At 72.3% G+C, this 21956-nt stretch carries 19 protein-coding genes; 10 read left to right on the top strand and 9 right to left on the bottom strand.

The window, feature by feature from the left end; all coding sequences use genetic code 11:
* Positions 1–2 precede the first annotated feature (2 nt).
* The 3 genes from ACFULQ_RS03350 to ACFULQ_RS03360 all read right to left on the bottom strand — a co-directional run bounded on the left by ACFULQ_RS03350 (position 3) and on the right by ACFULQ_RS03360 (position 7505).
* A complete protein-coding gene (locus tag ACFULQ_RS03350; protein ID WP_383537459.1) occupies positions 3–1367 on the bottom strand; it encodes an FAD-dependent oxidoreductase in 1365 nt (454 codons plus the stop codon).
* A 133-nt stretch (positions 1368–1500) separates the two neighbouring features.
* Complete coding sequence (locus ACFULQ_RS03355) at positions 1501–4293, bottom strand: SpoIIE family protein phosphatase (RefSeq protein ID WP_383537461.1); 2793 nt, start codon at positions 4291–4293, stop codon at positions 1501–1503.
* 305 nt (positions 4294–4598) lie between these two features.
* Positions 4599–7505, bottom strand: coding sequence for a SpoIIE family protein phosphatase (locus ACFULQ_RS03360; RefSeq protein ID WP_383537464.1), 2907 nt, complete (start codon positions 7503–7505; stop codon positions 4599–4601).
* A gap of 205 nt (positions 7506–7710) precedes the next feature.
* Between ACFULQ_RS03360 and ACFULQ_RS03365 the strand changes: the two genes are divergently transcribed.
* From ACFULQ_RS03365 to ACFULQ_RS03385, 5 genes are all read left to right on the top strand, one after another.
* Complete coding sequence (locus ACFULQ_RS03365; protein WP_383537466.1) at positions 7711–8337, top strand: transcriptional regulator; 627 nt, start codon at positions 7711–7713, stop codon at positions 8335–8337.
* A 39-nt stretch (positions 8338–8376) separates the two neighbouring features.
* Positions 8377–9546 carry an alanine racemase gene (locus ACFULQ_RS03370; protein ID WP_383537469.1) on the top strand — a complete coding sequence of 390 codons (1170 nt, stop codon included), beginning with the start codon at positions 8377–8379 and terminating at the stop codon, positions 9544–9546.
* A gap of 288 nt (positions 9547–9834) precedes the next feature.
* Entirely contained in the window at positions 9835–11637 is a 1803-nt protein-coding gene (locus tag ACFULQ_RS03375) for an acyl-CoA dehydrogenase (RefSeq protein ID WP_383537471.1), read from the top strand.
* Between the two features lie 121 nt (positions 11638–11758).
* The gene (locus tag ACFULQ_RS03380; RefSeq protein WP_383537723.1) at positions 11759–12121 is read left to right on the top strand and encodes an ArsR/SmtB family transcription factor; all 363 of its coding nucleotides are present in this window, start codon (positions 11759–11761) and stop codon (positions 12119–12121) included.
* Positions 12114–12752: an SRPBCC family protein gene (locus tag ACFULQ_RS03385; RefSeq protein WP_383537474.1), complete on the top strand. Its 639-nt coding sequence runs from the start codon at positions 12114–12116 to the stop codon at positions 12750–12752. Before ACFULQ_RS03380 ends, ACFULQ_RS03385 begins: the two co-directional genes overlap by 8 nt.
* Positions 12753–12757: 5 nt before the next feature.
* Here ACFULQ_RS03385 and ACFULQ_RS03390 read toward each other — a convergent pair whose 3' ends face one another.
* Entirely contained in the window at positions 12758–13399 is a 642-nt protein-coding gene (locus ACFULQ_RS03390) for a lipoprotein (RefSeq protein WP_383537477.1), read from the bottom strand.
* Positions 13400–13475: 76 nt separating this feature from the next.
* On the opposite strand from ACFULQ_RS03390, the gene ACFULQ_RS03395 reads away from it, so the two are divergent.
* A complete protein-coding gene (locus ACFULQ_RS03395; protein WP_383537479.1) occupies positions 13476–14270 on the top strand; it encodes a maleylpyruvate isomerase family mycothiol-dependent enzyme in 795 nt (264 codons plus the stop codon).
* 128 nt (positions 14271–14398) lie between these two features.
* Entirely contained in the window at positions 14399–14926 is a 528-nt protein-coding gene (locus tag ACFULQ_RS03400) for a hypothetical protein (RefSeq protein ID WP_383537482.1), read from the top strand.
* Positions 14927–15225: 299 nt separating this feature from the next.
* Here the strand turns inward: ACFULQ_RS03400 and ACFULQ_RS03405 are convergent, their stop codons facing one another.
* A complete protein-coding gene (locus ACFULQ_RS03405) occupies positions 15226–15789 on the bottom strand; it encodes a hemerythrin domain-containing protein (RefSeq protein ID WP_383537485.1) in 564 nt (187 codons plus the stop codon).
* Positions 15790–16034: 245 nt separating this feature from the next.
* Here ACFULQ_RS03405 and ACFULQ_RS03410 point away from each other — a divergent pair, with 245 nt between their 5' ends.
* Positions 16035–17225 (top strand): amidohydrolase, encoded by a 1191-nt coding sequence (locus ACFULQ_RS03410; RefSeq protein ID WP_383537487.1) that lies wholly within the window; start codon positions 16035–16037, stop codon positions 17223–17225.
* 12 nt (positions 17226–17237) lie between these two features.
* Here ACFULQ_RS03410 and ACFULQ_RS03415 read toward each other — a convergent pair whose 3' ends face one another.
* The 3 genes from ACFULQ_RS03415 to ACFULQ_RS03425 are packed head-to-tail and all read right to left on the bottom strand — an operon-like array spanning position 17238 to position 18942.
* A complete protein-coding gene (locus ACFULQ_RS03415; protein WP_383537489.1) occupies positions 17238–17963 on the bottom strand; it encodes a metallophosphoesterase in 726 nt (241 codons plus the stop codon).
* Positions 17960–18232 carry a BON domain-containing protein gene (locus tag ACFULQ_RS03420; RefSeq protein ID WP_383537492.1) on the bottom strand — a complete coding sequence of 91 codons (273 nt, stop codon included), beginning with the start codon at positions 18230–18232 and terminating at the stop codon, positions 17960–17962. Before ACFULQ_RS03420 ends, ACFULQ_RS03415 begins: the two co-directional genes overlap by 4 nt.
* Positions 18229–18942 carry a hypothetical protein gene (locus ACFULQ_RS03425; protein WP_383537494.1) on the bottom strand — a complete coding sequence of 238 codons (714 nt, stop codon included), beginning with the start codon at positions 18940–18942 and terminating at the stop codon, positions 18229–18231. The genes ACFULQ_RS03420 and ACFULQ_RS03425 overlap by 4 nt, the downstream gene beginning before the upstream one ends.
* Before the next feature lie 254 nt (positions 18943–19196).
* Between ACFULQ_RS03425 and ACFULQ_RS03430 the strand changes: the two genes are divergently transcribed.
* Complete coding sequence (locus ACFULQ_RS03430; RefSeq protein WP_383537497.1) at positions 19197–20597, top strand: helix-turn-helix domain-containing protein; 1401 nt, start codon at positions 19197–19199, stop codon at positions 20595–20597.
* A 30-nt stretch (positions 20598–20627) separates the two neighbouring features.
* Here the strand turns inward: ACFULQ_RS03430 and ACFULQ_RS03435 are convergent, their stop codons facing one another.
* Complete coding sequence (locus tag ACFULQ_RS03435) at positions 20628–20810, bottom strand: hypothetical protein (RefSeq protein ID WP_383537500.1); 183 nt, start codon at positions 20808–20810, stop codon at positions 20628–20630.
* A 444-nt stretch (positions 20811–21254) separates the two neighbouring features.
* Here ACFULQ_RS03435 and ACFULQ_RS03440 point away from each other — a divergent pair, with 444 nt between their 5' ends.
* A complete protein-coding gene (locus tag ACFULQ_RS03440; protein ID WP_383537502.1) occupies positions 21255–21956 on the top strand; it encodes a hypothetical protein in 702 nt (233 codons plus the stop codon).

Here is a 21956-nt window from a genome sequence, read left to right on the forward strand (position 1 = left end):
GCTCACGCGCCGCTCTCCCGCAGCATGTCCTCGCGCTCGACGAGCTTCACCCGCTCACGGCCCTGCGGCTCGCCCAGCGCCTTCTCGGCGGCGTCCAGCTTGTACCAGCCCTCCCAGGTGGTGAAGCGAACGTTGCGCTCGGCCAGGAACGCGTCCACGGCCTCCGGCTCGGGTGAACCGGGCGTCTGGAGACGGTCGTTCGCGAAGTCGTCCAGGAGGTTGGCCACCGTCTCGTTGGCGTCGCCCTTGGTGTGGCCGATCAGGCCCACCGGACCGCGCCGGATCCAGCCGGTGACGTACGTCGACCTCAGGTGCTCGCCGCTCTCCTGCATGACCCGGCCGCCCTCGTCCGGGACCGTGCCCGAGTCGATGTCCCAGGGCAGCTTGGGGAGCTTGTCGGAGAGGTAGCCGACCGCGCGGTAGACGGCGCTGACGTCCCAGTCCTTGAACTCGCCGGTGCCCTTGACGTTGCCGGTGCCGTCCAGGGCGGTGCGCTCGGTGCGCAGGCCCACGACCTTGCCGTCCTCGCCGAGGATCTCGGTGGGCGACTCGAAGAAGTGCAGGAACAGCTTGTGCGGACGGTCGCCGACGTCGCGGATCGCCCAGTTCTCCAGGGTCTTGGCGACCATGTCGGCCTGCTTGTTGCCGCGCCGGGTCTCGATCGAGCCCTCGTCGTAGTCGATGTCCTCCGGGTCGACGATGACCTCGATGGTGGGGGAGTGGTCCAGCTCGCGGAGCTCCATGGGGGAGAACTTCGCCTGCGCCGGGCCGCGGCGGCCGAAGACGTGCACCTCCAGCGCCTTGTTGGCCTTCAGGCCCTCGTACACGTTCGGCGGGATCTCCGTCGGCAGGAGCTCGTCGGCCGTCTTGGCGAGGATGCGGGCCACGTCCAGGGCGACGTTGCCGACGCCGAGGACCGCGACCTTCTCGGCCTGAAGGGGCCAGGTGCGCGGCACGTCGGGGTGGCCGTCGTACCAGGAGACGAAGTCGGCGGCGCCGTACGAGCCGTCGAGCTCGATGCCCGGTATGCGCAGCTCACGGTCGGCCGTCGCACCCGTGGAGAAGATCACCGCGTCGTAGAAGGCGCGCAGGTCGTCCAGGCTGATGTCGGTCGGGTAGTCGACGTTGCCGAAGAGGCGGATCTGCGGCTTGTCGAGCACCTGGTGCAGGGCCGTGATGATGCCCTTGATCCGGGGGTGGTCCGGGGCCACGCCGTAACGGATCAGTCCGAACGGGGCCGGCATCCGCTCGAAGAGGTCGATGGAGACACCGGGTTCGGCGGCCACATCGGACTTGAGCAGCGCGTCGGCCGCGTAGATCCCGGCGGGGCCGGCTCCGACGATGGCTACCCGCAGGGGGCGGGGCATGATCAGGTTCCCTTCGAGCGGTGACAGATCAACTCCAGGGAAGCCTAAGCTAAGGCAAGCCTAAGTCGGTACGGGGGTCCGATCTATGGGCTCATAAGGTCGGCTTATGGGTGGGCAAAGGGATCAAGGAGGGCTACGGCAGCGGCTGTTCCGCCCAGATGACCTTGCCCGCCGGGGTGTACCGGGTGCCCCAGCGCTCGCTGAGCTGGGCCACGAGGAAGAGCCCGCGGCCGCCCTCGTCGGTCATCGCCGCGTACCGCAGATGCGGTGAGGTGCTGCTGCTGTCGAAGACCTCGCAGATCAGGGCGCGGTCGAAGAGCACTCGTACCCGGATGGGGTCGCCGCCGTAGCGGATCGCGTTGGTGACGAGCTCGCTCAGGATCAGCTCCGTGGTGAAGGCGAGTTCGTCCAGACCCCACAGGGACAGCTGCCGCGACACCGCCGCCCGCACGTCCGACACGGCGGCCGGGTCGGCGGGGACCTGCCACTCGGCGATCCGGTCGGCGCCGAGCGCCCGGGTGCGGGCCACGATCAGGGCGATGTCGTCGATGGCCCGGGACGGCGGGCGGGCGTCCAGCACGGCCCGGCAGGTGTCCTCGGGGGAGGGACCGGCCTGCTCCAGCGCGGCGCGCAGCAGCTCCAGGCCCACGTCGATGTCCCGCTCCCGGTCCTCCACGAGCCCGTCCGTGTAGAGCACCAGACGGCTGCCCTCGGCGAGTTCCAGGTCCGCCGTCTCGAACGGCAGGCCGCCGAGGCCGAGCGGCGGACCGGCGGGCACGTCGGGGTACTCGACGGTGCCGTCGGGGTGGATCAGGGCGGGCGGCGGATGGCCCGCGCGGGCGATCGTGCACCGCCGGGAGACCGGGTCGTAGACCGCGTACAGGCAGGTCGCGCCGGTCACCGGGGAGTTGCCGCTCTCCTCCGCCTCGTCCTGGTCGATCCGGGCCACCAACTCGTCCAGCAGGGCCAGCAGTTCGTCGGGCGGCAGATCGAGGGCGGAGAAGTTGTGCACCGCCGTGCGCAGCCGGCCCATGGTGGCCGCCGCGTGCAGCCCGTGTCCCACGACGTCGCCGACCACGAGCGCGACCCGGGCACCGGACAGCGGCAGCACGTCGAACCAGTCGCCGCCCACGCCCGCCTGCGCGGGCAGGTACTTGTAGGCGATGTCCAGGGCGTCCTGCTCGGGCAGCCGGCGCGGCAGCAGACTGCGCTGGAGCGTCACCGCCATGGTGTGCTCGCGGGTGTAGCGGCGGGCGTTGTCGATGGAGACCGCGGCCCGGGTGACGAGCTCCTCGGCGAGGGCGACCTCCTCGGTGTCGAAGGGCTCCGGCTTCTCCGAGCGCCAGAAGCTGACCGTGCCGAGGACGAGGTTGCCGGCCCGCAGGGGGACGGCGATCAGCGAGTGGATGCCGTACTCCGTGACGTGGGCGGAGCGCTCCGGGTCCTGCGCGTGCCACCCGGTGGCCTCGGCGAGCCGCGGCTCCAGGACGGCCTTGCCGGTGCTGATGCCGCGGGCCTGGGGAGCGGAGTCGACCAGGGGGATGCGCTCGCCGACCTTGTACAGCGGGGCGTCCTCGCGGATGCCGCTGAGCGCGACGCGGCGCAGGGTGGTCGCCGCCTCCGGCTGCCCGCCGCTGAGCACCTCGTCGAACAGGTCGACGGTGGCGAAGTCCGCGAACCGCGGCACGACGAGCTCGGCGAGTTCCTCGGCGGTGCGGGTGACGTCCAGGCTGGTGCCGATGCCCACGGTGGCGTCGTACAGCATGTCCAGGCGCTCGCGGGCGACCTCGGCGCGCCCGGACAGGGCGCGCAGCTCGGTGGAGTCGCGCAGGGTGGCGACGCTGCCGGGCGGGCCGCCCTGGATGTCGGTGGGCCGCTGGTTGACCGCGAGGAGCCGGTCCTTGACCCGGTGCACCTCGTCGGTGGCGACCCGCCCGGAGGCCAGCAGCCCGGCGATGTCGGCGGGGAGCGCGAGGTCGAGGACGTGCCGGCCCTCGGCGTCGGCGGGCAGGTCGAGCAGCCGATGGGCCTCGTCGTTGGCGAGCAGCAGCCGGCCCTCGCCGTCGACGATCAGGACGCCCTCGCGCACGGCGTGGAGCACCGCGTCGTGGTGCTCGTACATGCGGGTCATCTCGTGCGGACCGAGGCCGTGCGTCTGGCGCAGCAGCCGTCTGCTGACCAGGGCGGTGCCGGCCGTGGCGAGGGCGAGGCCGACGGCGGCGGCCATGAGGAGCAGCGGCAGCTGCTCGTCGGCGGTGCCGCCCACCTTGGCGGTGGTGATGCCTGCGGAGACCAGGCCCACGACCTTGCCGTCGGCGTCCTTGATCGGGACGACGGCCTGCACGAGCGGGCCGATGGTGCCGGTGATGTCCTCGGTGACCACGCGCCCGGCCAGCGCGGGGCCGATGTTCCCGACGAACTTCTTGCCGATGCGGTCCGGCTTGGGGTGGGTGTAGCGGACCCCGTCGGTGTCCATGACGACGATGAAGTCCACGTCCGTCGCCCGGCGGGCCGCCTCGGCCCGCGGCTGGAGCACCGCCGTGGGATCGGGGCTCTGGAGGGCCTCCAGGGTGCCCGGCGCGTTGGCGAAGGCCTGTGCCACGGCGACGGAACGGTTGCGGGCCTCCACGGTGCTGTCGTGCCGCACCTGGAGCACCAGTGCGACCACCGCGGCCACGACCAGCAGCAGCACGATCACCACTTGCAGGACGAACACCTGTCCGGCCACGCTGCGTCCGCCGAGGGCCGCCCGCAACGGCCCCGGGCCCCGCTCGCTCCGGGCTCCGTCGCGCTCCACCCGGGTCGGCGAACTGCCCCGTGCCGGACTCTCGTGCTGGTCGGGAGTGCGGTCGGGTGTCTGGGGTGGGCGGGGGCCGCCGGGGCGACGGGCCGACCCGCCCCCGGAACGGCCCGGGAGTCGGACCATGTGCCCATGTCTACACTGCCGCGCCGCGGGAGGCGAGGGGCGTCACATGGTGTGACAGAACAGCGACAGAGCCTCCACGGAGTGCACTCGGGGCGGCTTGGGGGAGGTGTGTCGGGTGCCGTTGGTGGGGTCTGGAGGAGGGTGCCGGGTGGGCACTTGGTGGGGCTCGGTCGAGGTGCCGCGCGAACTGGGCGGAGGTGGGGGCGTACCGGGTGGGAACTGGGCGGAGGCGGGGGCGTACCGGGTGGGAACTGGGCGGAGGTGGCGTGCGTACTGGGTGGGTCCGGGGCCGAGGTGCCGCGTACTCAGTGTGACGACCCCCGCGAGGGTGTTGCCCGCCGGGTCGCCAGGAGCAGTGCGATGTCGTCCGGGCGGTCCGGGGAGTGCCGGGCGGTCGCGGTGAGGCGGTCCGCCACGCCCGCGAGGTACCGCTGGCCCAAGCGGGCGGCGGGTGCGCCGGCCTTCGCCAGGGCGACCCGCAGCGCGGTGATCCCCTCGTCGATGTCGTAGCCGGGCCGCTCCACCAGCCCGTCCGTGTACAGCGCGAGGACCGCGCCGGGGTCCACCTGGAACTCGGTGACCGGGTAGCGGGCCCGCGGATCCACGCCGAGCACCACTCCGCCGGGCAGGTCCAGGACCTGGGTACGGCCGTCGGGGCGGCGCAGCAGCGGCGGCGGATGGCCCGCGCGGGCCGCCCGGGCCAGCCCGGTGGCGGGGTCGAGGCGGATGTAGCAGCAGCTCGCGAAGAGTCCCGGGTCGAGGTCGATGAGGAGGTGGTTGGTGCTGCTCACGACCTCGTCCGGCGGCCGGTCGCCGAGCGCGAACGCCCGGACCGCGCTGCGCAACTGGCCCATGGTGGCCGCCGCCTGCACCCCGTGCCCCTGGACGTCCCCGATGACCAGGGCGAGCCCGCCGCCGGACTCGACCACGTCGTACCAGTCCCCGCCGACGTCCATCCCCGCGGTGCCCGGCAGATAGCGGCCCGTGGTCTCCAGCAGCGGGTGCGCCGCCAGCCGGCGGGGCAGGAGCACCTGCTGGAGTCCACGGGCGAGCGCGGTCTCCGACTCGTAGCGCTGCGCCTTCTCCATGGCGTGGGCGATGAGGCCGGCCAGCGCGGTGAGGACCGTGCGCTCCTCGGTGGAGAAGCTGCGGGGCCGGTCGAAGCCGAGGATGCAGGAACCGACGGCCCGGCCGGAGGCGATCAGGGGCAGGAAGGCCCGGGCGCCCTCGGTGGCGTCCAGCGCGATCCCGGGGTAGGCGGCCGTCAGCTGTTCCATCGAGTCGAAGAACATCGGCCGGCCGCTGGTGAGGGTCTCGACCCCGGGCAGGCGGGTCTCCAGTCCCACGCCGTCGAAGGGGGCGAGGAAGCCCTTGGGGAAGCCGGTCTCCCACTCCAGGTACAGATGACGGTCCTGGAGCAGATAGATCGCGAGTCTGCGGCCGCCGAACGCGGGCAGCAGCTCGCGCATCACGACGGCGGACACCTGCCGGGCGGTGACGGCCTCGTTCAGCGCGATGGCGAGGGCGATCGGCCGGTACAGGGGCGCGAGCGGGCTCCCGCCGGCCTCGGCCGCGTCGCCGCCCCCGGCAGGACTGTCCGCCACCCCGCTCGCGGGCCGCACCGTGCAGGTCAGCCGGTCGGGACCGGGGTAGATGGACAACGCCAGCCAGTCGCCTTCGTACGGCTGCGCGACGGGCTCGGTGCGATGCGGTGACGGCCCGCCCAGGGAGCGGGACGACGGCGCGAGCGACTCGGTGTCCGGGGCGGGCGTGTCCTGGACACGGGAGTGTTCGGCAAGCGCGTCCTCGGTGGGCTGTCGCCCGTCGCGAGCCGGCGCTGCGGACGGCGGGTCGGTGTCGGCGCCGGACGGCTGCGGCTCGGTGTCGGCGCCGGACGGCTGCGGTTCGGTGTCGGCGCCGGACGGCTGCGGTTCGGTGTCCAGGGTGGATTTCTGCCGCTCGGTCTCCAGGGCCGAGGTCTCGTGACCGGCGTCCCCGTTCCGCGGCCCAGGCCCGGCGCCCGCAGCGGGCAGCCGCCGTCCCGTACCCCCGGCGGAGGTCGCAGGCCCGGTCTCCCGAGCCGCCGGTTCCGGCTCGCCCTCCCGCACCGGCGGCCGTTCGAGGTGGAAGTGGACCGGGTCCGGGGCCAGGAGGGCCGCGCGCAGGTGGTCCTCGAAGTCGGGGCGGCTCAGCCAGGGCACGGCCTCCCACAGGTCGCGGCCGACGAGCTCGGTGCGGGGCCGGCCCAGGAGCTGGGCGGCGCGTGGATTGGCGTAGACGACGAGGCCCAGCCGGTCGAGGCAGAACACGCCGTCGGGCAGCAGGTCCGCCGCCGAGTCGGCCGTGGGGGCGGGACCCGGTGCCACGACCACGCCCCGGACGGAGGGCGCGGCGGGCGGCTCGTAGGCCTGCCACAGGTCCAGCAGACGCAGCGCGCCGTCCTCGTCCCGCAGGTACAGGGGCAGCGCGGGCGGGCGACCCGCGGCGGTGTCGCGCAGGGTGCCCAGGATGCGGTGCGCGTCGCTGGGGGCCACGGCGTCGGCGAAGGCCTCGACGGTGCCGGGGAACTCGCTGGGCGGCACGCCCAGGAGGGTGTGCAGATCCTCGTCGAGGGTGATGGCGGTGGTCGTCGGGTCCCAGACGAAGCGGCCGACCCGCCCCACGGACGTGGAAGCGGTGGGCGGCCGAAGGTACATGGGCTCGCCGTCCCAGGCGACCTGATCGGGGTCCTCCTCCTCCAGGGCGCGCAGCGCCGCGGCCAGCTCCTGGGCCAGCCGTACGACGCGGTCGCGCTCGGAGACCAGGTCGGCGGCGTCGGTGACGGCCGGGCGCAGCACGGTCAGCACGCCGTAGGTCGTCGAACCGCTGACGACCGGTACGTAGAGCGAGCCGAACTGGAAGGGCAGGCCCGCCGCGAACTGGGGGTAGCGGCGCATGGTCTCGGTGGCGTTCGGCAGGAGCACCTGGACGCCCAGCCGGTAGGCGTCCGCGACGGGGAAGGGCCGGTCGACGTGCAGCCGCCACCAGGGCCGGAAGAGGGGGCCGGGAAGGCCCGACAGGACGGAGAGCCTGAGCAGTCCGGGCGTGCGGGAGCGCAGATAGACCCCTCCGGCGTGGCCGCCGGCCGCACTGATCGCCTCTGTCGAAGCGTCGATCAGCAGCGCCGCCAGCCGCCCGGCCGTGGGGTGTGCGTCCTTGACGCTCCCAGTCATCGGCCCTACCTCGTCCGTGCGCCGTCCTGCGGGCGACACAGCAAGAATGCGCCACCAGGTCACCGGCCCGCACCCGGGCGGCCCATATGTATACCTCGATCACCCCACTGGACAACTGTCGGTGAGACTCTTAGGGTGAATGTCTAGTTCTGGACAATGAGTCCAATCGAGTCACGTGGGGCGGTGCGCTGCCGTGGAAGGCGTCGTGGACGGTGCGGACGAGCACCTCATCGGTGAGGCCGAGAAGATCGCCGTGGCGCTCGGGCGTATGTTCCCCGGGTTGTGCGAGGTGGTGCTGCACGACCTGCGCGACCCGCGGCACGCGGTCCGGGCGATCGAGAACAACCTCTCCGGCCGCCGGGTCGGGGACTCCGCGACCGAGCTGGGCCTGGCCCGGATCGCCGACCCGGAGTACCCGAGCGTCCTCCAGAACTACCCCAACCGCTTCCCCGACGGCCGTCCGGCCAAGAGCACCTCCATCGGGATCAAGAACGCCGCCGGGGAGTACATCGCGGCCCTGTGTCTCAATCTCGACGTGTCGGTCCTGTCGCCGGTGACCCTGGCCCTGTCGAACCTCGTGGCCACCGACACCGACCACCGGGAACAGCCCCTGGAGACCCTGCGGGACCGCACCACACGCGAACTGCGGCAGGCGGTCGAGGAGTTGGCGGCCGAGCGTGCGGCCACGCCCCGCTCGCTGAGCCGGCCGGACAAGAAGGCGCTGGTACGGCGGTTGCACCGGGACGGCTACTTCGACTCCCGCGACGCCGCCCAGACCATCGCGGACCTGCTCGGTGTGTCCCGGGCGACCGTCTACAACTACAGCAAGTGATGGCCCCTTTGTGAGGACGGACCTCTCCCCGTGACTGCCATGACCCACCCCGTGGGAGCCCCCGCGCGCACCCTGGCCGACCCCGACACCCCCTTCGCGGTCGTCGACCTCCACCGGACCCGCCGCAACATCGGGCGTCTGGCCGCCAGGGCCGAGCGGCTGGGCGTGGCCCTGCGCCCGCACGTGAAGACGGCCAAGAGCCTCGACGTCGCCGCCCTGCTGCACGAGGGCGCGCGGCCCTGCCCGGTCACCGTCTCCACGCTGGCCGAGGCGGAGGCGTTCGCCGAGGGCGGCTACGCCGACATCACCTACGCCGTCGGCATCGACCCCCACAAACTCCCGCGCGTCCTCGCCCTGTTGCGGCGCGGAGTGACCCTGCGCGTCCTCCTGGACAGCACGGAACAGGCGGAGTTCGTCGCCGACGCGTCCCGCCGGGCCGGGATCGAGGTGCCGGCCCAGATCGAGATCGACTGCGACGGCCATCGCGGCGGCCTCAGACCCGACGCCCCCGGACTCGTCGGGATCGGCCGCGTCCTGCACGAAGCGGGGTGCCTGGACGGCGTGTTGACCCACGCCGGCGAGTCGTACTTCGCTCCGACCGCCGAGGAGCGGCGACGGGCCGCGCGCGCCGAACGGGACAGCGCCGTCGCCGCCGCCGAGCGACTGCGGTCGGCCGGCCTGCCGGTGGCCACCGTCAGTGTCGGCTCCACGCCCACCGCCCACGCCGCCGAGGACCTCACCGGAGTCACCGAACTGCGTGCGGGGAACTACGTGTTCTTCGACCTGGTGATGGCCGGCCTCGGCGTCTGCGCCCTCGACGACCTCGCCCTGTCGGTCGTCGTCACGGTGATCGGCCACCGCCCCGAGTACGGCTGGATCGTCACCGACGGCGGCTGGACGGCCATGTCCCGCGACCGCGGCACCGCCGCCCAGGCGCAGGACCAGGGCTACGGGCTGGTCGCCGACCTCGCCGGGAACCTCGTCCCGGGCCTGGTCATGACGGCGGCGAGCCAGGAGCACGGCACCCTCACCGCCCGCGAGGGCGCCCGCCTGCCCGACCTGCCCATCGGGACGCGGCTGCGCATCCTGCCCAACCACGCCTGCGCCACCGCCGCCCAGCACCACGGCTACCACGTCGTCGACAGCGGCCGTACGGCCGGCGACGCGCCCGCGATCCTGGCCGACTGGCCCCGTGTCAGCGGCTGGTGACCAACCGAGGGAACCAAACCGGCCGTTGAGCCGTCGACGAGAAACACACGTCGTGTTCACCCGCCGCGGTGGGTACGAAACACCCCGACACGCCGAAGGGGCAGGGGGGATGAGCCGACCGGAAGAGCGGGGCGTAGAGTCCCGCCCCGCAGGGGAATCATCCTTGTGTGGATGGGGACTTGTGGTATTAGAGAGGCCGTTTAAGGGGTAACTACCACCACACGCGGGTGTTCAATCGTGGCGATGATCATGATGTGATCAGGGGGTGCCCCGGGCTACGTTGCCGCTGTGATCACCTCTCAACTCCCCGTGACGTCACCGCCGCTGACCGAGACCGCCGCCCTGCGGCACCTGCTGTTCGACGCACAGACCGAGATCCACCAGCCCTGGCGTCGTCTGTTCGGCTCCGACGTGTTCGCCCACCAGGAGGGGCTGACGCATGAGGAGCGAATAAAACTCTCCTATCAACGCCTACGTTCGGTGAACGCGGCGGTGCCCGATCCGCTGGCCCTGGCCCGGGACCCGGTCGCCCTCGGCGCCCTGCACGAGTGGGCCGGGGTGGTGGACCCGGGCATGACGACGATCGCCAGCATCCACTACAACCTGTTCCTCGGCAGTCTCCTCGAACACGACAGCGACGGCCGGGACCTGGGGCCCTACCTGCGCATGGAGCGCGTCGGCACCTTCCTGTGCACCGAGCAGGCGCACGGCAACGACGCGCCGCAACTGGAGACCACCGCGACCCTCGACCGGGCCACGGGCGGATTCGTGCTCACCACTCCGACGCGCGGGGCGCGCAAGTGGATGCCCAACACGTCCACGATCGGCGGCCCGAAGGACGCCGTGGTGGCCGCGCGGCTGATGATCGACGGCAAGAGCCACGGAGTCTTCCTCTTCCTGACCCCGCTGACCGACGCGCACGGACGTCATCTGCCCGGCGTGGAAGTGGAGTTGCTGCCCCAGCCGGCCAGCAGCCCGGTCGACCACTGTGCCACCTCCTTCCACGGGGTCCGGCTGCCGCCGACCGCTCTCCTCCAGGGGGACCACGGCCGGCTGACGTCAGACGGTGAACTCGTCTCCAATCTCGGCAGCCCGCGCAAACGCTTCCTGCGCTCCATCGGCCGCGTCACCATGGGCAAGCTGTGCATGAGCGCCTACAGCCTGGGCGTGACCCGGCACGCCCTGGCCGTCGCCGTGCGCCACGCCCACCAGCGCGTCACCTCCGGCATGACCAGCGGACAGCGGGTGCCGCTGTTCAGCCACCGCACCCACCACGCCCCGCTCGTGGAGGCCCTGGCCACGACCTACGCGGCCACCTTGCTCCAGCGCGGTGTCGTACGGCGGTGGGCGCAGGCCGGCGAGGGCGAACGGGAGGACGCCGAGCGGCTGGTGGCGGTCGCCAAGGGCTGGATCACCTGGCAGGCCCGGGCCGTGATGACCGAGTGCCGGGAACGCTGCGGCGCCCAGGGGCTGTTGCTCTCCAACGGGATCGCGGGGCAGCTCGCCGCCAACGAGGGCACCATCACCGCGGAGGGCGACAACACCGTCATCTGGGTCAAGGCGGCCGGTGAGCTGCTGCTCGGCGGCTTCACCCCGCGCCCGCCCAGCGAGACACCCCCGGCCGCACGGACCCTGCACGACCCGGAGTACCTGCACGACCTGATGGGCGACCTGGAGCGCATCCGTCACGAGCGGGCCCGGGGCCGACTGCGCGCCAAACGGGTGGGCTCCTCCCTCGACCGCTGGAACGGCGCCTCCGCGGCCGCACTGTCCCTGGTCGACGCCCATGTGCACCGGCTGGCCGCCGAGGAACTCCTCGCCGCGGCCGGGCGGGCCGCCGACCCGCAGGCGGGCCTGCTCCTCGACCACCTCCACCGGCTGTTCGCCCTGCGGTACGTGGCCGCGCACAGTGGTGAACTGCTCGCCCACGAGCGGCTGACCGCCGAACAGGTCCGGTACCTGCCGGAGGTGCTGGAGGCCACCGTCGCGGCGCTGGCGCCGCACGCCCTGACCCTGACCGACGCGTTCTCCGTGCTGGAGGAGGTGACGGCGGACCACCCGATGCTGCGCTCGGAGGCCAGACCGGCATGACCGTCACCGCCACACCCTGACAGCACAGCAGCCCGAGGGCCGCCGGACATCCGTCGGCCCTTCTGTGTTGCCGCCGCGAGAACTGTTTAAGGCTTGGCTTATATAAGCGATGGGTGGCATAGTGGGTCGCGTGCACGCGTTCGACGTACTCGGGGATCCGGTCAGGCGCCGGATATTGGAACTGCTCGCCTCGGGGGAGCAGGCGTCGGGCGAGGTCAGTGCCGTGATCCGGGACGAGTTCGGGATCTCCCAGCCGGCTGTCTCACAGCATCTGAAGGTGCTGCGGGAGAGCGGCTTCGCCTCCGTCCGCGCCGACGGCAACCGGCGGCTCTACGCCGTCGAGGCCGCGCCGCTCCGGGAGGTCGACGCCTGGCTGGAGCGCTTCCGGGGGTTCTGGGAACAGCGGCTCGACGCGCTCGGAACAGAGCTCGCGCGCGGAAAGCGGGAGCGCAGGCGACAAGGAGAGGTGAGCCAAGGTGAGTGAGATCGCCGACGAGATCAACCGACTGCACCGACGGGTCGGCACCCGGCAGGTCGAGTCCGGCGAGGCCCGGACCGTACTGCTGCGCCGTACGTACGACGCCGAGATCGCCGACGTGTGGGACGCGGTGACCTCCCCCGAACGCATCGCGCGCTGGTTCATGCCGGTCAGCGGCGAACTCAAGGTCGGCGGCCGCTACCAACTGGAGGGCAACGCCGGCGGCGAGATCCTCGAGTGCGTGGAACCCGAGCGGCTGAGGGTGAGCTGGCTGTACGGCCCCGACCCCGGCTTCAGCGAGGTCGAGGTGCGCCTCACGCCCGAGGACGGGGAGCGCACCGTACTCGAACTCGAGCACGTGGCCGTCGTACCGGACGAGTTCTGGGACCAGTTCGGTCCCGGTGCCGTCGGAGTCGGCTGGGACCTCGGGCTCTACGGGCTCCGGCTGCACCTCGCGGGCGGCGGGCTCAGCAAGGAGGAGGCCGCGACCTGGCACACCACGCCCGACGGGAGCGCCTTCATCACCGGTTCGGGCCAGGCCTGGGGCGAGGCCTACGCGGCCTCCGGCGCGGACGCGGAGACGGCCGCCAGGACGACGGCCGCCACGATCGCGTTCTACACCGGAACCGAGGCCTGACCGGCTCAGGCGGTACGCAGGGTGCGCTTGGCGAGGTCGTACGCCGGGAGCATCTCCTCGTGCTCCTCGGTGTCCAGCCCGCCGAGATGCAGAACCACGGGGCCGTCCGGGGTGACGACGGCGAGAGCGCGCTCCTTCTTCGTCTCCTCCAGAAGCTCGCTGGTGTAGAGGTACTCCACCTCCACCCCGGTGAGGCCGCCGGACGTGAAGGTGCCGTACTTCTCCTCGCTCGCGCCGTCCTCGCCCGCGACGAAGGCCTTCAGGACGCTCCGGGCGTCAGCGTCACCGGACTTGGCGGTCCACACCCGCAGAAAGCCGATGTTGCCCGCCGGCTTCGCGTCGATCTCGCACGCCAGGCTGACGGGCCCCTGACGCAGCGGCGCCTCGACGGCCTCGGCCTTCCAGCTCTTCGCCGTGTCGAAGGTGACGGGCAGTTCGCACGCCGAGCCGGCGGCGCCGATCGTGCCGCCGCCGCTCGCGGCCGTGTCGGCCGCACCGGACGCCTTCGCCGGCGCCGACGGGCTCGCCGACTTCCTGGAGTCCCCGTCCCCGGCCTCCTCCCCGGCCCCCGAACAGCCCGCCAGCACCCCCGCCAGCAAAGCCGCCTGGACCACCCGACGCCCTGTGCTCCCCGCCCCGAACCGCATGCCCGTGTCTCCCTGCCCGCCGTAGTGGATCTCGAAGGAGTCAGGTTAGGTGGCAGGGGTGACGAATCGTGCAGCGATGGGGGAAGCGTTGTTGACCTTCGACGAGCACTGCGACGTGATCGTGGCCCAGACCGACCTGCTCGCCCGCCACGCCGAGGGCGCGGACCCGGCCGCCCCGGTGCCCACCTGCCCCGGCTGGGACCTCGGCAGGCTGCTGCGGCACGTGGGCGCCGACCACCGCTGGGCGGAGGAGATCGTACGGACCCGAGCCGGCCGGCCGGCCGACGACGGCTCGGTCGACGACCCGGACGCCTACGCCGACCTCGACCCCTCCGCGCTCGGCGGCTGGCTCGTCGAGGGGGCTGCCGCGCTGGCCGGCACCCTCCGCGCGGCCGGTCCTGGGGTGCCGGTGTGGACACCCGCCGACGAACAGCTGATCGAGCAGTCCACCCGGTTCTGGGCCCGTCGCATGGCCTACGAGACCCTGCTGCACCGCGCCGACGCGGCCCTGGTGACCGGAGCGGAGTTCGTGGCCGACGAGCGGCTCGCGGCGGACGCCGTGGAGGAGTGGCTGGAGTTCTCGACGGTCCCGGAGGCCTACGAGCCCCTGCCGGGCGTACCCGAGCTGCTCGGACCCGGCCGCGCCCTGCACTTCGACGCGGGAAGGGCGGGGGAGTGGCTGCTCGACCTCGGCGGGGAGCGGCCGCGGTGGCGGCGGGGCGGCGGTGCGGCCACGGCGGGCGTCCGCGGGCCGGTGACCGACCTGCTCCTCTTCCTCTACGCCCGCCCCGCGCCCGGCGTGGAGACGCGGGGCGACTCGGAGTTGCTGGACCTGTGGCTGGAGCGCACCCGGTTCTGGCTGGAGCTGTAGCGCGAAGGGAGTCGCGGTGTGGCCGAAACCACGTGCCCGCCGGGATCGGAGCCATGTCGTCCTCCCCGGCCCGCGGGCTACCGTTTCGGCCAGACCCCTTTGCCACCAGCAGCTCGGACGGCCCGGCAGTGCAAGCAGATCTCTCCCCGGTCATCGCGGCGACCGCCCACTGGCTGAACCGCGCCTACCCGCCCTCGGGCGGCGCGCTGGCCGCCGCGCTGTGCGAGGTGCAGGCCCGGCAGGCCGTCACGGTCGCCGCGTGGCTGCGTTATCCGACGGCTATGGACGCCGCGCTGCTCGGCATGGCGGGTCCGGGCGGCTCCGCCCGCCTCGACTGGGTCTCCGGCGCGGACGCCACCGGCGACCGGGACACCGAGGAGCATGCCTGGCGGACCTGGGTGGACGAGGTCGTGGCCAGCTGGGCGGCCTGTCTGCTGACCGACCCCGCACTGGCCGAACTGGCGGTCACCGAGGTGGCCGGGGGCGAGCACACGACGGCCACACCGGCCGCGTTCCGCCGCCTGCTCGCCCCCGACGCCACGGACCGGCGCGCGGCGGCCCTGCTCAGACATCCGGACCTGCTGGCACCGGTGGCCGGTCTGCACCGGGACCAACTGCTGGACCGGCTGGGCTCGGACGAGGCGCTCATCGCGTGAGGGCCGCCGCCGTGGCCTGACGGCCTGGGCGGGGCCCTGAGGGCCGGCGCGCCTTTAAGGACTGGCGCGCCTTTAAGGACTGGCGCGCCCCTGAGGAGCGGCGCGCCTTGAAGGACCGGCGCTCCTTGAAGGACTGGCGCTCCTTGAAGGACTGGCGCACCTTTAAGGACTGGCGCACCTCCAAGGACCGGCGCGTCCCCGAGGCCCGGTGCCCGTGACGGGCGGCGTCCATGGGGGCCCGCGCCGGAGGGAACACCGCCCTCGCCCGAGGAGCCTGAGCCGCCTGCGCCGTGTGCGCGTCAGTCCTCCTTGCCGCGGCCCGACAGCGCGTCCCGCATCCGGTCGACCAGCCCGGCACCGGGAGCCAGCAGCTTGTTCGCCGGAGGAGTGTCCGGGGCCGAGGGGTGCGGGCGGGTCGGCGCCATCTTCTTGGCGCGGCGCACCTTGTCGCCCAGGTCGTTCAGCTCCTCGTCCGAGCAGGCGACCCGCAGCTGCGGGAAGAGCGTCTGCTCCTCCTCGGCGATGTGCGAGCGGACCTCGCTCATCAGTTCCGCGACGAGCCGGTCGAACTCGGGGTCGTCCGCCTTGCAGCCCTCCAGGTCCTTCATCAGCTGCTCGGCCTTGGAGTGGTCCTCGATCTCCCGGTCCGCCATGGTGTTCCCGTTGACCAGGTGGTCCCGCACCGCCGGGTACAGGTACTCCTCCTCGGCCACCGAATGCCGGACCAGCTCCATGGTGACCTGGTCGGCGTACACCTTGCGTTTCTTCTCACCGGGCGACAGCGCCTCGATCTTCCCGAACAGCTCCTCGACCTCGCGGTGATCGGTCACCAGCTCGTCGATGACGTTTCCTCCGTGTCCCACAGTCATCACCTCCGGCACCCGAGTGCCCGGGGCCGCACTCCTCATTCCTGGTCACGGGCTCGTCGGCCACCACCCGACTCCCGGCCCGGACGCCCGCGGATCGCTCCTGACCACCCCCGCCCCCGTGCCGGTGACGTGACCCGGGTGTAAGCCCGCCCGCTCGATGGAACCCGGACCGGGACGCGAACGTACGCCACCAGCGGACGTACGACACCAGGGGACGTACGACACCAGGGGAGGACGATGTGACCGACGCCGTGGACGAGGTGCTCGCGCGGGTGCACGGGGAGGTGGCGGCACGGGCCGACCGGCTCTGGGACATGGCGCGGATGCTGCACTCCGACCCGGAGTACGCCTTCGAGGAGCACCGGGCGGCGGCGCTGCTGTGCGGAGAGCTCGAATGGGCGGGGTTCCAGGTGCGGCGGAACGTGGCCGGCCTGCCCACCGCCTTCACCGCACGCTCCGGCACCAGGGCCCGCCCCGCGGTGGCCCTGATGCTGGAGTACGACGCCCTGCCCGGCCTCGGCCACGCCTGCGGCCACAATCTGATCGCCGCCGCCGGCCTCGGCGCCGCCCTCGCCGCGCGGGCGGTGCTCAGCCGGGACGCGGGCACGGTGTGGGCCATCGGCACCCCGGCCGAGGAGGGCGGCGGGGGCAAGGTCGCCGAGACCGACGCCGGGGTCTTCGACGACCTCGACGCGGCCCTGATGTTCCACCCCGGCGTGCACAGCTGGCAGTGGGCGCCGCTGACCGCGCAGGCCCAGTACCGGGTCGGCTTCCACGGTCGCGCCGCCCACCCGACCGGCAACCCCACCGAGGGCGTCGACGCGCTCGCCGCGCTCGTCCAGCTGTTCAACACCCTGGCCGTGGTGGGGCGCAGGCTGCCCGAGGGCTCGCACGTCCAGGGCATCGTCACCGACGGCGGCAAGGCCACCAACATCGTCCCCGAGTACGCGGAGGGCCTGTTCGGGCTGCGGGCGCTGACCACCGGCGCCCTGGAGGACCTGGCGGGGGAGCTGCTCACCTGCGCCCAGGGCGTGGCCCGCTCGACGGGGACCACGGTCACGGTGGAACGCGCCACGCCCCGCTACGAGCACTTCCGGGACAGCTCGGTGCTCTCGGCCCGGTTCGCCCGCCATCTGGCGGGCACGGGGATCGAGATGAGCCCGCCCGCACCCGGTGTCTACCTGGGCTCCTCCGACGTCGGCAACGTCAGTGGACGGGTGCCCGCCATCCACCCCTTCGTGGCGATCATGGAGGAGGACGGCTCCGACCACACCCCGGAGTTCGCCGTCGCGGCCGGCTCCGAGCGCGGCCGCCGGGTGATGCTGGCCGCCGCCGAGGCGCTCGCCTGCACGGCGGTGGAGGTCCTGCTGCGGCCGGAGCTGCGGGACGCGGCCTGGGAGCACCACGACCGGGCCATGGCCCGCAGCTGAGACGCCGTCAGTTCACTTCTCGTGCAGGTGGTAGACGTTGAAGGCCCGCCGGATCACCGGCTGGGCCACGTTCCGCACCCGTACCCCGCCTGCCGTCATCCCGTGCTCCGAGCCCGCGTGGGCGTGTCCGTGCACGCTCAGGTCGGCACCCGCGGTGTCGATGGCCTCGGCCAGGAGATAGCTGCCCAGGAACGGATAGATCTCCAGCGGCTCACCGGCCAGGGTGTCGGCCACGGGGGAGAAGTGGGTGAGCGCCACCTTGGCCGCGCAGCCCTGCCGGTCCAGTTCCTCCAGCGCGGTCCGCAGTCCGTCCGCACAGCGCCGTGAGTACCGTACGAACTCCTTCATCAGCGGCTCGCCGAACTCCCCGGCACTGCGGCCCACGAACCCGCCGCCGAACCCCTTGGTCCCGGCGACGCCGACCCGGACGCCGCCGCACTCCACGACGGTCCCCTCGCCCTCCAGCACCCGCACCCCCGCGTCCTCCAGCAGGGCGGCCACCTTCTCGGGCTGTTCGTCGTGGTGGTCGTGGTTGCCGAGGACCGCGACGACCGGCACCGGCAGGCCCCGCACCTCCTGGGCCACCACCCGTGCCTCCTCGGGCGTGCCGTGCCGGGTGAGGTCGCCGGCCAGGAGCAGCAGATCGGCACAGTCGGGCAGGGTGTCGAAGGCCGGGCGCAGCACGCCCTGGCTCTCCGGTCCCATGTGGATGTCCCCCACGGCGGCGACACGGATCACGGCAGTTCCTCCGCATGATCGGGCGTGGCGGTCTCAGCCACCACCACGTCGGTGTGCACGGCGAGGCCGGCGAGCTCCTCGCGGACGGTCCGCAGCACGGTCTCCCGGCACTGCGCGGACGGCACCGTGCCGGTGACGACCACCGCCCCGGCCCGCACCTCGGCCCGGACCCCCAGCTCGCCCAGCTCCTCCGCGGCCAGCCGGTCGCGGAAGTGGGCGACGCGGTACTCGACGTTCTCGCCGGAGTGTCCCGGCGCGGACCCGGTCATGGCCGACCCTCCTCGGTGCTCCGTGTCCTCGCGGTCCTGCCTGTCCCCTCGGTGCTCGGTTCGATGACCTCCAGGCGTTCCAGGAAGTAGAAGAACGCGTCCGGCATCGGCGCGTCCCCGCAGCTGCGGCGTACGGCGTCCCAGTCGACCTTCTCCCGCAGCGCGCGGGCGATCGGCAGAACGGCGCCGAAGTCGCAGTGGTGCTCGGAGAACGCGGACAGCAGGCTGGTCAGCAGGTCGGTGGGGGACAGCACCGGCATGAACACCGAGTCGACCGAGAGCTCGTCGGCCCGCTCCAGCAGCTCGGTGGTGACCGGCTGGTGCGCCAGCTCGAAGATCAGGTCGACCTGCTGTCCCAGGCAGTCGGCCTTCAGAAGCCAGTCCTCGGGCGGCGTCCGGACCGGGAGGCCCGCCGCGCGGAGGGTCTCGGCCACGGACCCGGCGTCCTCGGGACGGATGGCGAAGTCGACGTCGTGCTGGAGGTTCTGGGCGCCGCCGTGGGCGTACACGGCGACACTGCCCGCGAGCGCGAAGGCGTGTCCCTCCCGTTTCAGGATCGCGCCGACCTGCTTGGCCGCCTCCAGGATCGCCTGGTTGCGGTCGACGGGCAGGCTGTGGGCGAGTGCCTCGCCGGCCGCGTCCCCGGTCGCCAGCCGCAGTCCGGCGAGGCCCCCGTGGCGGGTGACGTCGTCGTCGGCGTGCTGCGTCATCAGTGCCCCCTTCCTGGCCGGCCCGCATCCGAGGGGCCGGGCGGGCGGTTCGGGTACCCGGCAGGGCGGGGTTCGACACGGTGGGCTCCGCCCCGGGGCGCGGCCACGCGACCGGACGACAGGATCCGGACCGGGCATTGCGGCCTGCCCTTACAGCCGGTTTCGGCGTCGAGCCTGCTCCACCAGTCAGTTGACTCAAAGGCATGACCCAGTAGTGTGTTCCAAACGCCTCGTTGTCAGTGGAGGGGGCAGCGGTGACCAAGCCTGCCGGCACTCTGGGGCAGCGCCTGCGCGCGTTGCGGCGCGAGCGGGGTCTCAGTCAGACCGATCTGGCCTCCGGCGCGGTCTCGGCCAGCTATGTGTCGCTGATCGAGTCCGACCGCCGCACCCCCGAGCCTCCGGTGGTCGAGCTGCTGGCCGAACGCCTGGGCACCACCGTCGAGTACCTGCTGACCGGCCGGGACCGCGCCGAGCTCAACGAACGCCGGCTGCGACTGCGTTTCGCCGAGCTGGCACTCGCCAACGGCGCCGCACTGGAGGCCAGGGACCGGCTGCTCGAAATGGCCCAGGAGAGCGATCCCGAACTGCGCTGGGAGACCTTGTGGGCGCTCACCCGTGCCCACGAGGCGCTGGGGGAGACCGACCGGACGCTGGACGGGGTCGAGCGGCTGATCGACGCCGCCCGGCGGGGTGAGGCGCTGCCCGTCGGACTGCTGCCCCTGCTCATGCAGCGATGTCGGATCCTCAGCGAGGCCGGTGACTTCGGCCGGAGCATCGAACTGGGCGAACAGGCGTTGCAGGAGGTGCGCCTGCTGGGCCTGGAGGGCACCGACGACGAGATCCGGCTCGCCTCCACCCTGGTCGCCGCCTACTGGGGCAGGGGCGACCTGGCCACCGCGCAGCGGCTGGTCTCCCGGGTGATCGAGCGGGCCGAGCGCAACGGATCGCGCCGAGCGCGCGGCTCCGCGTACTGGAACGCCGCTCTGGTGGCCGAGGCCCGTGGTGACCTCGCGCTGTCGCTGGAACTGGTGGAGAAGGCCCTCGCCCTGATGGCCGAGGACGACTCCGAGCACAGCCTGGCCCGGCTGCGGCTGACCTACGCCTGGCTGCTGCTGCGCGCCGAACCGCCGGAGCTGGAGCAGGCGGGGCTGCTGCTGAACCAGGCGCACGACGTCCTGGTGCGGGTGGCGGACACCGGTGACCTCGCCGCCTGCGAGACGGAACTGGCCCGCCTGGAGCTGCTGTCGGGCCGCCCTGGGGAAGCCGTCGGCATCGCGCTGCGCGCCATGGGAAGGCTGGAGACCCGCAAGGCGGTCGAAGCGGGCCGGGCCCGCTGGGTGCTGGGCCTCGCGATGGTCGCGGACGGCCGGACCGCAGCCGGGATCGAGGAGTGCCGGACGGCCGCCGAGGAACTCGAGTCGCTGGGGGCCGGACTCGAGGCCGCCCAGGCATGGCGTGAGGTCGCCGAACTCGCGGCCCGGTACCTCGGCGCGGACCAGGCCCTGGAGGCCTACCGCCGGATGGCGGAGTGCGTCCGGGTCAAGGCCCCGACCCCGCTGCCGGATCCGCGAGCCGGAGAATCCCGCACGTCGACGTCCGGGGCAGCCGATGCCGCGGCCGACGGTCTCGCGTCGGCTCGTACCGACCGCCGCTGAAGCCGCCGACCGCGCGCGGGCGTGGTGGGCTCAGCCCAGGTCCGCCGCGAGTCCGATGCTCTTGCAGCACGGCCCCGGGCCGTCCGCCTTCGCCTCGACGGTCGTCGTGACCGTCGAGCCCGTCGGGCGCCCGGAGACGGAAGCCGGCAGTGCCGCCGCCAGCAGGGCGATGGCCAGCGTTGCCAGGACTTGTCCGCCCTGTGTCCTCGTCATGTCATGTCCTCCCCCGCAGACGGGCCCAGTCGTGGCCCTCTGTCAAACGTCAGTGACGATTGCGTAGTCAAGGCATCCTGTCAACTCCACTCCGAGACGCTTCATGAGCAGTTCACACCGAGGTGTGTTCTCGGCGCTTGACGGCACTCTGAACTGCGCTTTTGCCAGGTGTCCGGGCGAGATTACGGACTCACTCCGTCCACTTGCGTGATCTTTCATAAGCGATCTGTGAGTCGAGAATTTTCTTGACTGGCTTCTTGCGGGCTGTGTACGGTCGGGACGAAGTCGGAGCGATGCTGTGATCGCCAAGACTCATGTGCCTGTGATTGCAATACGGGGGAGGCACTGCACCTTCGAACCATGGGTGTGCTCTGCCTGACCTCCCTCTCACGTCGTCGACGGCAACGCGGCGAATGTCCAGTGAAGAAGGGTTGTCACACCACCATGTCCAAGCTTGACCGAGCGCGTCTCGAAGCGCTGGCCGCGGAACTCCTGGAGAAGCAGTTCGATCGCGTACCCAAGCTGCGCGAGCTGCACCGCGGGGAGTGGATCGACCGTGACTACTACGTCCGGCACATCACCGAAACGGTTCTGCGGATCCGCCTGAACAACGAGGTCGACAGCTACGCCCTCTACAAGGTCGGTTCCCAGGACGACAACCTGGCCGCCAAGCTCGCCCGCTACCTCGCCGAGGAGTTCGGGCACGAGAACATGTTCACCAAGGACCTGAAGAAGTTCGGTTTGACCATCGACGAGCTCAACGCCACCCCGGTCTTCCCCTCCACCGCCAAGCTCATGGGCTATCTGCGACTGGAGGCCGACCGGTCCGGCCCGGCGCCCACCACGATCTGGGACTGGTTCGTGGAGTGGTACTCCGACCGCTACAACCCGGTGATCACGGCGAAGGCGGAGCAGGAGTTCGGCAAGGAGTACGTGCACGGCACCCAGGCGCACCTCGCCTTCGACGAGGACCACGACCACGACGAGCTGATGTTCCGCACGGTCTCGCGCGCCGTCGAGAAGTTCAGCACGCCCGAGCAGGCCGAGGTCTATCTGACCGTCTTCATCGACCTCATCGGCGACTACTTCACCGAGCTGTACGAGTCCACGGTCGGCGCGCGCGAAGCAGTGCCGGCCGGAGTGTGA

Origin of the sequence: Streptomyces sp. NPDC057253, assembly GCF_042669125.1 — a bacterium.
In the GTDB taxonomy this organism is placed as follows: domain Bacteria; phylum Actinomycetota; class Actinomycetes; order Streptomycetales; family Streptomycetaceae; genus Streptomyces.